Source organism: Pseudomonas sp. GW821-FHT11D10, from assembly GCF_058808435.1.
Genome location: NZ_JBXARR010000002.1, coordinates 44154 through 55817 on the forward strand (window position 1 = coordinate 44154; position 11664 = coordinate 55817).

The following is an 11664-nucleotide window of genomic DNA, read 5'->3' on the forward strand; positions in this document are numbered from 1 at the left end:
CTACACAGGCCTCTGGAAGGTGTTCGAAAGGCGGTAGCGAGGTTCAGGCAGCACCCAAAGCGCTTGGGGGAGCGTGTACGTCCCTTGGCATTCGGTTCAATGCTGCATGACCGCTCGCCCCTTTGCAGGACAGCTTCTAAGGAGCAGTCATGAGCTATGTGATCGACCGACGTCTCAATGGCAAGAACAAGAGCACGGTGAACCGTCAGCGCTTCCTGCGGCGTTACCGTGACCACATCAAGAAGGCTGTCGAAGAGGCGGTCAGCCGGCGTTCCATCACCGATATGGAGCACGGCGAGCAGATCAGCATCCCCGGTCGCGATATCGACGAACCGGTGCTTCACCATGGTCGCGGCGGCAAGCAGACCGTGGTTCACCCCGGCAACAAGGAATTCACCGCAGGCGAACACATCGCCCGTCCGCCGGGAGGTGGCGGCGGCCGTGGGCCGGGCAAGGCCGGCAACTCCGGCGAAGGCATGGACGAGTTCGTCTTCCAGATCACCCAGGAAGAATTCCTCGAATTCATGTTCGAGGATCTTGAGCTGCCCAACCTGGTCAAGCGTAACCTGACCGGCACCGACACCTTCAAGACTGTGCGTGCGGGGATCAGCAACGAGGGCAACCCGTCGCGGATCAACATCATCCGCACCCTGCGCTCGGCCCACGCTCGGCGTATTGCGCTATCGGGCAGCAGCCGCGCCAAACTGCGCGAGGTCAAAGAGGAACTGGCGCGACTCAAACGCGAAGAACCGGACAACTTCGGCGATATTCAGGATCTTGAGGCGGAAATCGAGAAACTCAGTGCACGCATCCATCGGGTGCCGTTCCTCGATACTTTCGACCTCAAATACAACCTGCTGATCAAGCAGCCGAACCCCAGCTCGAAGGCCGTGATGTTCTGCCTGATGGACGTTTCCGGCTCCATGACCCAGGCGACCAAGGACATCGCCAAACGGTTTTTCATCCTGTTGTACCTGTTCCTCAAGCGGAACTACGACAAGATCGACGTGGTGTTCATCCGCCACCACACCAGCGCCCGCGAAGTGGACGAAGAGGAGTTTTTCTATTCTCGCGAGACCGGCGGCACCATCGTTTCCAGCGCCCTGAAACTGATGCAGGAAATCATGGCCGAGCGCTATCCGAGCAATGAATGGAACATCTACGCCGCCCAGGCTTCCGACGGCGACAACTGGAATGACGACTCGCCGATCTGCCGCGACATCCTGATCAACCAGATCATGCCTTTTGTGCAGTACTACACTTACGTGGAGATCACCCCGCGCGAACATCAGGCCTTGTGGTACGAGTACGAACGCATCGCCGAAGCCTTTTCCGACACTTTTGCCCAGCAGCAACTGGTCTCGGCCGGGGATATCTATCCGGTCTTCCGTGAACTCTTCCAGCGCAGGTTAGTGACATGACCGCCAAGACCGCCAAAGAGCAGAAGCGCCAACCCATTTCCACCGGCTCGGAATGGACATTCGAGCTGATCCAGACGTACGACCGCGAAATCGCCCGTATCGCGGCCGGCTACGCCCTGGACACCTACCCCAACCAGATCGAAGTGATCACCGCCGAACAGATGATGGACGCCTACGCTTCGGTCGGCATGCCGCTGGGCTATCACCATTGGTCCTACGGCAAGCACTTCCTCAGCACCGAGAAATCCTACAGCCGCGGGCAGATGGGGCTGGCATACGAGATCGTGATCAACTCGGACCCGTGCATCGCGTACCTGATGGAAGAAAACACCATCTGCATGCAGGCACTGGTGGTTGCGCATGCCTGCTACGGCCACAACAGCTTCTTCAAGGGCAACTATCTGTTCCGCACCTGGACCGATGCCAGTTCGATCATCGATTACCTGGTGTTCGCCAAGCAGTACATCATGCAGTGCGAGGAGCGCCACGGGATTGATGCCGTGGAGGATCTGCTCGATTCCTGCCACGCCCTGATGAACTACGGTGTCGACCGCTACAAACGTCCGTACCCGATTTCCGCCGAGGAAGAGCGGCGTCGGCAGAAGGATCGCGAAGAGCATCTGCAGAAACAGATCAACGACCTGTGGCGCACCATTCCCAAAGGCGCGGACAAGTACAGCGACAAGGACAACGCGCGCTTCCCGGCCGAACCGCAGGAAAACATCCTGTATTTCATCGAGAAACACGCCCCGCTGCTGGAACCCTGGCAACGCGAGATCGTGCGGATCGTGCGCAAGATCGCCCAGTATTTCTATCCACAGCGCCAGACCCAGGTGATGAACGAAGGCTGGGCGACGTTCTGGCACTACACGCTGATGAACGACCTGTACGACGAAGGCCTGGTGACGGACGGCTTCATGATGGAGTTCCTGACGTCCCACACCAGCGTGGTGTTCCAGCCGGGGTTCGACAGCCCGTATTACAACGGCATCAACCCGTATGCGCTGGGTTTTGCGATGTATCGCGACATCCGCCGCATGTGCGAAGAGCCCACGGAAGAAGACCGCCGCTGGTTCCCGGAAATCGCCGGCAGCGACTGGCTGTCGACCATCAAGTTCGCCATGAGCAGCTTCAAGGATGAGAGTTTCATCCTGCAGTACCTGTCACCCAAGGTGATCCGCGACCTTAAGCTGTTCAGCATCCTCGATGACGATCAGAAGGACGATCTGCTGGTGCCTGCGATCCATGACGAGGGCGGCTACCGGATCATTCGCGAAACGCTCGCAGCACAATACAACCTGGGCAACCGCGAACCGAACGTGCAGATCTACAGCATCGACCGCCGCGGCGACCGCTCGCTGACCCTGCGCCACCAGCAACATGACCGCAAACCGCTGGGCGATTCCACCGAGGAGGTTCTCAAACACCTGCATCGGCTGTGGGGCTTCGACATTCATCTGGAAACCCTGCAAGGCGACCAGATCATGAAGACCCATCATGTTCCGCCCCGCAGCGAACACAGCGAGGGGGATTACGGTCGACTCGACCTGGCCGTCATTCATCTTTGATCCCGTTCAGGCCTCCGAAAGTCCGGCGCAAGGGTTATCCTGTCGGGCCAACGGAGGTTTTTTATGCAGATTTACAAGGTCGGCGGTGCGGTACGTGATCGCCTGCTGGGCAAACCGGTTACCGACATCGATTGGGTGGTGGTCGGCGCGACCACAGAAGAAATGCTCGCCAAGGGGTTTCGCCCGGTCGGCGCGGATTTCCCGGTGTTTCTTCACCCGAAAAGCGGCGAGGAATACGCCCTCGCCCGCACCGAGCGCAAGAGCGGTCGCGGTTATGGTGGCTTCACCTTTCACGCCAGCCCCGAGGTCACGCTTGAAGAAGACCTGATCCGCCGTGACCTTACGATCAACGCCATGGCCGAAGACGATCAGCAAAATCTGACGGATCCCTACCACGGCCAGCGCGATCTCGAAGAGCGGATTCTGCGCCACGTTTCCCCCGCGTTTGCCGAAGATCCGCTCAGGGTTCTGCGCGTTGCGCGCTTTGCTGCCCGCTACGCGGAACTTGGCTTCAAGGTGGCGCCCGAGACATTGGAGCTGATGCGTCAGCTCAGCGAATCGGGTGAACTGGAAGCCCTTACGGCCGAACGCAGCTGGAAAGAGATTTCCCGCGCACTGATGGAAGATCAGCCCCAAGTGTTCATTCAGGTGTTGCGCGATTGCGGCGCCTTGAAAGTACTGATGCCAGAGGTCGATGCTTTGTTCGGCGTACCGCAGCCGGAAGCCCATCATCCGGAAATCGACAGCGGCATTCATACCCTGAGCGTGCTTGAGCAGTCAGCCCTGCACAAACAACCGCTGACCGTGCGCTGGGCCTGCCTGCTGCACGACCTCGGCAAAGGCCTGACCCCGCAAGAGGAATGGCCACGGCACATCGCCCATGAGCACAAAGGCCTGAAGTTGATCAAAGCGGTCAACGAGCGCTTCAAGGCACCGAAGGACTGTCAGGAGCTGGCCTTGCTGGTCGGCCAATATCACACCCATGGGCATCGCGCCCTGGAGTTGAAGGCTTCGACCTTGCTTGAGTTGCTGCAAAGCTTTGACGTTTACCGTCGGCCTCAGCGTTTCGAAGAATTCATCGTCGCGTGCGAGATGGACGCCCGAGGCCGCAAAGGTCTCGAGCAACGCAGTTATCCACAAGCGGATTATCTGCGAGGTGCGGCCAATGTGGCGCGCGGTGTGGCGGTGCAGCCGTTGCTGGAAAAGGGATTCAAAGGCCCGGAACTGGGCGAGGCACTCAAGCGCGAACGACTCAAGGCGTTGAAGGCTTACAAGGAATCGGCGGCGTCCTGAAAACATCTGATCCGCCCTCGCGAGGGCGGATCAAACTGTTCAAGACAGGTCTGAAGGCGTGAGCTGAGTACCGCGCCACTCAAATCCGACCGGTGCCAGCACCTGATCGATCTGCGCTTCGGCCCACAATGTGGCAAAGCTTTTTCCTGCACCGGGATGCACCCGATCCGGCGCAATCAGCGACAGCGGCCATAGCACAAAGGCATTTTTCAGAATTTCCGCCCGAGGCAGGATCAGCCCGTCGAAGTTGCCGGCCAGATCGCCGTAGAGCAACACGTCGATATCCAGCGGCAAGCCCTTGCGATCCGGCGCATAGCGACCATTGTCCGCTTCAATGAACTTCAAGCGGCGATCCAGCTCGATCAACGGCAGATCGGTGAACGCCGACACCACGAAGTTGAAGAACGGCCCGCTCTTGATTCCCACCGGCTGGCTTTCGAACACAGGCGAACAGCGGATATCCACCAGAAACGTGGACAAGGCATCCAGACCGGCCTGCAAATGGGTTTCGCGCTCGATATTGCTACCGAGCCCGAGATAAACCTGGGTCAGCGGCATCCGCGCTCGATCTCCACACCCACGCCACCCTTGGCGGCCGGTACGGCACCTGGCTTGGTCAGCTTCAGGCGCACCCAGGTGATCTTGAATTCGCTCATCAGCACTTCAACCAAACGCTCGGCGAAAGTCTCGACCAGTTGATACTGGGATTGCTCGGCAAAGGCCTGGATCCGTGTGGACACACTGGCGTAATCGAGCGCCAGGGTCAGGTCGTCACCGGCGGCGGCCGGGCGATTGTCCCAGGCGAAGCTCAAATCAAGGCGCAGACACTGTCGGATGCCGCGCTCCCAGTCGTAGGCACCGATCACGGTGTCGACTTCCAGGCCCTCGATAAACACTCTGTCCAAGCACTTTTCTCCGCTGCACGACAAGGGCGCAATGCGCCGTTAGAATCAGGGCGTCCTCGCCCGGAATAGTTAGCATGTTTTGGTTACTGGCGATCCTCGCCTACCTGCTCGGCTCTCTGTCCTTCGCCATTTTGCTCAGCCGCCTGACCGGAAATCCGGATCCGCGAATGAGTGGCTCGGGTAATGCCGGCGCCACCAACATGCTGCGCCTGGCCGGACGCAAACTCGCGATCCTGACCCTGCTGGGTGATCTGTGCAAAGGCCTGCTGCCGGTGCTGATCGCTTCGGCAATGGGCCTTTCGCTGCAGGATCAGGCGTGGATCGGCGTCTGCGCCGTGATCGGTCACCTGTTCCCGTTGTACTTCCGCTTTCGCGGCGGCAAGGGCGTCGCCACGGCGGCCGGCATGCTGCTGGGGCTGTATCCACCCGCTGCGCTGCTGGCCGTGTGCGCCTGGCTGCTGACGTTCTACCTGACCCGCACCAGCTCGCTGGCGGCGCTGATCGCCACTCCACTGACCCTGCCGTTGCTGGCCTGGCAGGAACCGGCAGCGCTGTTGCCGATGAGCACGCTGACACTGCTGATCGTCTGGCGCCACCGGGGCAATCTACGCGACCTGTTCGCTGGGCGCGAACGGCATTTTTAAATACCGCACGTGAGCGCCGCTCATCACAGCGCCGACAGTTGCTCCATCGGCCAGCGCGCCTGCACGCTGATCGCCAGGCTTTCCTGCTGGCCGGCCTGCAAACGCTGGCAACCGGCAAACGCGATCATCGCGCCGTTATCGGTGCAAAACTCGGGACGGGCATAGAACACATCGCCCTTCATGTCGCCGAGCATTTTCTCCAGCGAAACACGCAACGCCTTGTTGGCACTCACACCGCCGGCGATCACCAGACGCTTCATGCCGGCCTGCTTGAGGGCACGCTTGCACTTGATGGTCAAAGTCTCCACCACGGCCTGCTGGAACGCCAGAGCGATGTCGCAACGGGCTTGCTCGCTGTCGTCCCCGGCGCTAACGCATTGCTGCCAGGTGTTGAGGGCGAAGGTCTTCAGGCCGCTGAAGCTGAAATCCAGGCCCGGGCGATCACACATCGGACGCGGGAAAGTGAAACGTCCTGCAACGCCCTTCTCTGCCAGCTTGGCGATTTCCGGCCCGCCCGGATAATTCAGGCCCATCATTTTTGCAGTCTTGTCGAAAGCTTCGCCCGCCGCATCGTCCAGCGTCTCGCCGAGCAGGCTGTATTGGCCGATGCCATCGACCTGAACCAGCTGCGTATGACCACCGGAGACCAACAAAGCGACGAACGGGAACTCCGGCGGTTTTGGCTCCAGCATCGGCGCCAGCAAGTGGCCTTCCATGTGATGCACGCCGAGCGCCGGAATACCCCAGGCAAACGCCAGCGCCTGAGCACAGGACGCCCCCACCAGCAGCGCACCGACCAGGCCGGGACCCGCGGTGTAGGCGATGGCGTCGATCTCGGTCGGTACGCAGTCAGCCTCGGCCAACACCTGACGGATCAGGGGCAGCATGCGCTTGACGTGGTCGCGCGAGGCGAGCTCCGGCACCACGCCGCCATAGACGCGGTGCAGGTCGATCTGACTGAACAGCGCGTCGGCCAGCAGGCCGCGTTCACTGTCGTACAAAGCGACGCCGGTTTCGTCGCAGGACGTTTCTAATCCCAGTACTAGCATGGGTTTGCGCCTTGTTTAGGCTGAATTCGAAGGCGCGCATAATAGTCGCCGCGTGATGCCCCGACCAGCGGTTTTCGATCAGAGGCTTTGCATTCCGAGCGATGAGGGGTTAACATCCGCAACCCTTAAAAACCGACGTCTTCAAGTGCTCTTTTGCCGCGAGGATGTTGACCCCGGTAATGAATGAAGGTAGCTCTGGATGCCAGCCGTCAAAGTTAAAGAGAACGAACCCTTCGACGTAGCTCTGCGTCGTTTCAAGCGCTCCTGCGAAAAAGCCGGTGTACTGGCTGAAGTTCGTAGCCGCGAATTTTACGAGAAGCCAACTTCTGAGCGTAAGCGCAAGGCAGCTGCTGCTGTTAAGCGTCACGCCAAGAAAGTTCAGCGCGAACAGCGCCGCGCCGTTCGTCTGTACTAATACACAGACGATCGTAGCAAGCTTCTGCCAAGCCCGGCCCTCAGCCGGGCTAATGGCATTTGCGTAAAACGCTTGATGCTTCACCGTCGAAGCCGCAGATGCGACCGAGACAAACCCGCTTCACCGCGTCAGGCCTGGCTCTTTTGCCAGCGGTGCACGTCTTTTCTGACGAGCCTTTCAAGGCTACTGACGAGCACACCCACTGATTCCTCTTACGACGATCAGCCCAAGGCACCTGCTTGCGTGCCCGCTTCATGAGCTATCCGAGGCCGATTACCGGCCGTCAGCGGATTCAGCGCAACATTTTCGAATAGTCGAAGACTGATGAGTACTAACGTCAGTGGATTTTCGGCAGATACACTTCCCGACAGCGATTACGCAAACGACACCGGTCGAGCCGCCCCACGTGCGCGCATCACTCAATGACCCGCGTCCGGCTGCCTTTCGCATCGGATCCATTACAGCGCAGACGAGAACGCCATGGCCGGGCTGATTCCCCAGAGCTTCATTGACGACCTTCTGAACCGCACCGACATCGTCGATGTGGTCAGCTCGCGCGTGCAACTGAAGAAGGCCGGCAAGAACTACACCGCCTGCTGCCCGTTCCATAAAGAGAAAACCCCGTCGTTCAGCGTCAGTCCCGACAAGCAGTTCTATTACTGCTTCGGCTGCGGCGCCGGTGGCAATGCCCTCGGCTTTCTCATGGACCACGACAACCTGGACTTCCCTCAGGCTGTCGAAGACCTGGCCAAAGCCGCCGGCATGGAAGTGCCACGTGAAGAAGGCGGCCGCTCGAACAAACCGCGCCAGCCGACCGACTCACCGCTATACCCGCTGCTCACCGCCGCTGCCGACTTTTACCGGCAGGCACTCAAGAGCCATCCGGCACGCAAGGCAGCAGTGGATTATCTCAAGGGTCGTGGCCTGACTGGCGAGATCGCCCGGGACTTTGGACTCGGATTCGCACCGCCGGGCTGGGACAACCTGTTCAAACACTTGAGCAGCGACACCTTGCAGCAGAAAGCCATGATCGACGCCGGCCTGCTGATCGAGAACGCCGAAACCGGCAAACGCTATGACCGCTTCCGCGATCGCGTGATGTTCCCGATCCGCGACACCCGTGGACGGATCATCGCTTTCGGCGGCCGAGTACTCGGCGACGACAAGCCAAAGTACCTTAACTCGCCAGAAACCCCGGTCTTTCATAAAGGCCAGGAACTCTACGGCCTCTATGAAGCCCGCAAGAACAATCGCAACCTCGACGAAATCATCGTCGTCGAGGGCTATATGGACGTCATCGCCCTCGCCCAGCAAGGCCTGCGCAATGCCGTCGCGACACTCGGCACCGCGACCAGCGAAGAGCACCTCAAGCGTCTGTTTCGCGTCGTGCCGAACGTATTGTTTTGCTTCGACGGCGACCAGGCCGGTCGCAACGCCGCCTGGCGTGCGCTGGAAGCGACACTGTCCAGCCTGCAGGACGGGCGTCGTGCACGCTTCCTGTTTCTGCCCGAAGGCGAAGACCCGGATACGCTGATTCGCGCCGAGGGCACTGACGCCTTCCGCGCCCGGATCAATCAGCACGCACAGCCGCTGGCGGACTACTTCTTCCAGCAACTGACCGAAGAGGCCGACCCGCGTTCGCTGGAGGGCAAGGCCCATATGGCCACGCTCGCGGCACCGCTGATCGACAAGGTCCCCGGCGCCAATCTGCGCATCCTGATGCGCCAGCGCCTGACCGAGATCACCGGCCTGAGCAGCGAAAGCGTCAGCCAACTGGCCCAAAGCGCTCCACAGGAAGCGCCGCCGGCCTACGACCCGGGCATCGATTACGACGCCATGCCGGACTACAGCGACTACCATCAGCCGCAGGCACAGGACATGTATGTGCCGCAGCAGGAATGGACGCCGAAGAAATCCGGCGCCGGCGGCAAGAAATGGGACAAGAAACCGTGGGACAAGAATGGCAAGCGTGGCGGTGATCGCGACCAGCCCCGTGCCCCACGCGTGCCGGCCGCCGTCGAACCACCGACCCTGGCCGCGCTGAGAACCTTGCTGCATCACCCGCAACTGGCGGAAAAAGTCGAGGATGCCGGACACTTCGCGGACGAGAACCAGACCAACGCACAGCTGCTGGTGGCACTGCTCGAAGCCGTACAGAAGAATCCCAAGCTAAACTCATTTCAGTTGATCGCGCGATGGCACGGAACCGAACAGGGTCGCCTGCTCAAGGCGCTGGCGGAAAAGGAATGGCTGATTGACGGAGACAACCTTGAACAACAGTTTTTCGACACCATTACTAGCTTGTCAGCCCGCCAACGCGAGCGAAATCTGGAACAACTGCTCAGGAAAGCACGTCAAAGCGAACTGAGCACCGATGAGAAAAATCAACTGCGCGACCTTTTAAGTCGCAATGTTTCCGCATCAAACCCGACCTCAACTGGCGCGTGAGGTCATAGCTCAGGTATAATCCTCGGCTTGTTTTTTGCCCGCCAAGACCTTCAGTGGATAGGGTGTTATGTCCGGAAAAGCGCAACAGCAGTCTCGTATTATTGAGTTGATCAAACTGGGTCGTGAGCAGAAGTATCTGACTTACGCCGAGGTCAACGACCACCTGCCCGAGGATATTTCAGATCCGGAGCAGGTGGAAGACATCATCCGCATGATTAACGACATGGGGATCCCCGTACACGAGAGTGCTCCGGATGCGGACGCCCTTATGCTGGCCGACGCCGATACCGACGAGGCCGCTGCGGAAGAAGCAGCCGCTGCGTTGGCGGCAGTGGAGACCGATATCGGTCGCACCACTGACCCGGTGCGCATGTACATGCGTGAAATGGGTACGGTCGAGCTTCTGACTCGTGAAGGCGAAATCGAAATCGCCAAGCGTATCGAAGAAGGCATCCGTGAAGTGATGAGCGCCATCGCGCACTTCCCTGGCACGGTTGACCATATTCTCTCCGAGTACACTCGCGTCACCACCGAAGGTGGTCGCCTGTCCGACGTTCTGAGCGGTTACATCGACCCGGACGACGGCATTACGCCGCCTGCCGCCGAAGTACCGCCGCCGATCGACGCGAAAGCGGCGAAAGCGGATGACGACTCCGAGGACGATGACGCCGAAGCTTCCGATGACGAAGAAGAAGCCGAAAGCGGTCCGGATCCGGTCATTGCCGCGCAGCGCTTCGGCGCCGTGGCCGACCAGATGGAAATCACCCGCAAGGCCCTGAAAAAGCACGGTCGTCACAACAAGGCGGCGATTGCCGAACTGTTGGCCCTGGCCGAGTTGTTCATGCCGATCAAACTGGTGCCGAAGCAATTCGAAGCCCTGGTCGAGCGTGTTCGCAGTGCCTTGGATCGTCTGCGTCAGCAAGAGCGCGCGATCATGCAACTGTGCGTACGTGATGCACGTATGCCACGGGCCGACTTCCTGCGTCAGTTCCCTGGCAACGAAGTCGACGAAAGCTGGTCCGACGCCCTGGCCAAAGGCAAGAGCAAGTACGCCGAAGCCATTGCCCGTGTGCAACCGGACATCATCCGTTGCCAGCAGAAGCTGACCGCGCTGGAAACCGAGACCGGCCTGACCATCGCCGAGATCAAGGACATCAACCGTCGCATGTCGATCGGTGAGGCGAAAGCCCGCCGTGCGAAGAAAGAGATGGTTGAAGCGAACTTGCGTCTGGTGATCTCCATCGCCAAGAAGTACACCAACCGTGGTCTGCAATTCCTCGATCTGATCCAGGAAGGCAACATCGGTCTGATGAAAGCGGTGGACAAGTTCGAATACCGTCGTGGTTACAAGTTCTCGACTTATGCCACCTGGTGGATCCGTCAGGCGATCACTCGCTCGATCGCCGACCAGGCCCGCACCATCCGTATTCCGGTGCACATGATCGAGACGATCAACAAGCTCAACCGAATTTCCCGCCAGATGTTGCAGGAAATGGGTCGCGAACCGACCCCGGAAGAGCTGGGTGAACGCATGGAAATGCCTGAGGACAAGATCCGCAAGGTATTGAAGATCGCCAAAGAGCCGATCTCCATGGAAACCCCGATCGGTGATGACGAAGACTCCCATCTGGGTGACTTCATCGAAGACTCGACCATGCAGTCGCCAATCGATGTCGCCACTGTTGAGAGCCTGAAAGAAGCGACCCGCGAAGTGCTGTCCGGCCTTACTGCCCGTGAAGCCAAGGTACTGCGCATGCGTTTCGGTATCGACATGAACACCGACCATACGCTCGAAGAAGTCGGCAAACAGTTTGACGTGACCCGTGAGCGGATCCGTCAGATCGAAGCCAAGGCGCTGCGCAAGCTGCGCCACCCGACGCGAAGCGAGCATCTGCGCTCCTTCCTCGACGAGTGACACCAG

The 11664-nt window shown here is 59.7% G+C and carries 10 protein-coding genes; 7 read left to right on the top strand and 3 right to left on the bottom strand.

Annotated features, from left to right (window positions below; translation table 11 throughout):
* The first annotated feature begins 149 nt into the window (after positions 1-149).
* The 3 genes from AC1RT4_RS06620 (at position 150) to AC1RT4_RS06630 (ending at position 4282) form a co-directional block, all read left to right on the top strand.
* Complete coding sequence (locus tag AC1RT4_RS06620) at positions 150-1421, top strand: YeaH/YhbH family protein (RefSeq protein WP_007959907.1); 1272 nt, start codon at positions 150-152, stop codon at positions 1419-1421.
* Positions 1418-2989: a SpoVR family protein gene (locus AC1RT4_RS06625; RefSeq protein ID WP_007959904.1), complete on the top strand. Its 1572-nt coding sequence runs from the start codon at positions 1418-1420 to the stop codon at positions 2987-2989. The genes AC1RT4_RS06620 and AC1RT4_RS06625 overlap by 4 nt, the downstream gene beginning before the upstream one ends.
* 63 nt (positions 2990-3052) lie before the next feature.
* Positions 3053-4282 (top strand): multifunctional CCA addition/repair protein, encoded by a 1230-nt coding sequence (locus tag AC1RT4_RS06630; RefSeq protein ID WP_493084548.1) that lies wholly within the window; start codon positions 3053-3055, stop codon positions 4280-4282.
* Between the two features lie 39 nt (positions 4283-4321).
* Here the strand turns inward: AC1RT4_RS06630 and folK are convergent, their stop codons facing one another.
* Positions 4322-4840, bottom strand: a complete 519-nt coding sequence (folK, locus tag AC1RT4_RS06635; protein WP_433898605.1) for a 2-amino-4-hydroxy-6-hydroxymethyldihydropteridine diphosphokinase — start codon at positions 4838-4840, stop codon at positions 4322-4324.
* Entirely contained in the window at positions 4831-5187 is a 357-nt protein-coding gene (gene folB, locus AC1RT4_RS06640) for a dihydroneopterin aldolase (protein ID WP_064599849.1), read from the bottom strand. Before folB ends, folK begins: the two co-directional genes overlap by 10 nt.
* A 74-nt stretch (positions 5188-5261) precedes the next feature.
* Here folB and plsY point away from each other — a divergent pair, with 74 nt between their 5' ends.
* Positions 5262-5831, top strand: a complete 570-nt coding sequence (gene plsY / locus AC1RT4_RS06645) for a glycerol-3-phosphate 1-O-acyltransferase PlsY (protein ID WP_007959895.1) — start codon at positions 5262-5264, stop codon at positions 5829-5831.
* A 23-nt stretch (positions 5832-5854) separates the two neighbouring features.
* Here plsY and tsaD read toward each other — a convergent pair whose 3' ends face one another.
* A complete protein-coding gene (tsaD, locus tag AC1RT4_RS06650; protein WP_039768071.1) occupies positions 5855-6880 on the bottom strand; it encodes a tRNA (adenosine(37)-N6)-threonylcarbamoyltransferase complex transferase subunit TsaD in 1026 nt (341 codons plus the stop codon).
* A 199-nt stretch (positions 6881-7079) separates the two neighbouring features.
* Here tsaD and rpsU point away from each other — a divergent pair, with 199 nt between their 5' ends.
* From rpsU to rpoD, 3 genes are all read left to right on the top strand, one after another.
* Positions 7080-7295: a 30S ribosomal protein S21 gene (rpsU, locus tag AC1RT4_RS06655; RefSeq protein ID WP_002551877.1), complete on the top strand. Its 216-nt coding sequence runs from the start codon at positions 7080-7082 to the stop codon at positions 7293-7295.
* A 480-nt stretch (positions 7296-7775) separates the two neighbouring features.
* Entirely contained in the window at positions 7776-9743 is a 1968-nt protein-coding gene (gene dnaG, locus AC1RT4_RS06660; RefSeq protein WP_007959890.1) for a DNA primase, read from the top strand.
* A gap of 67 nt (positions 9744-9810) precedes the next feature.
* Positions 9811-11658, top strand: coding sequence for an RNA polymerase sigma factor RpoD (gene rpoD / locus AC1RT4_RS06665; protein WP_011336219.1), 1848 nt, complete (start codon positions 9811-9813; stop codon positions 11656-11658).
* The last annotated feature ends 6 nt before the right edge of the window (positions 11659-11664 follow it).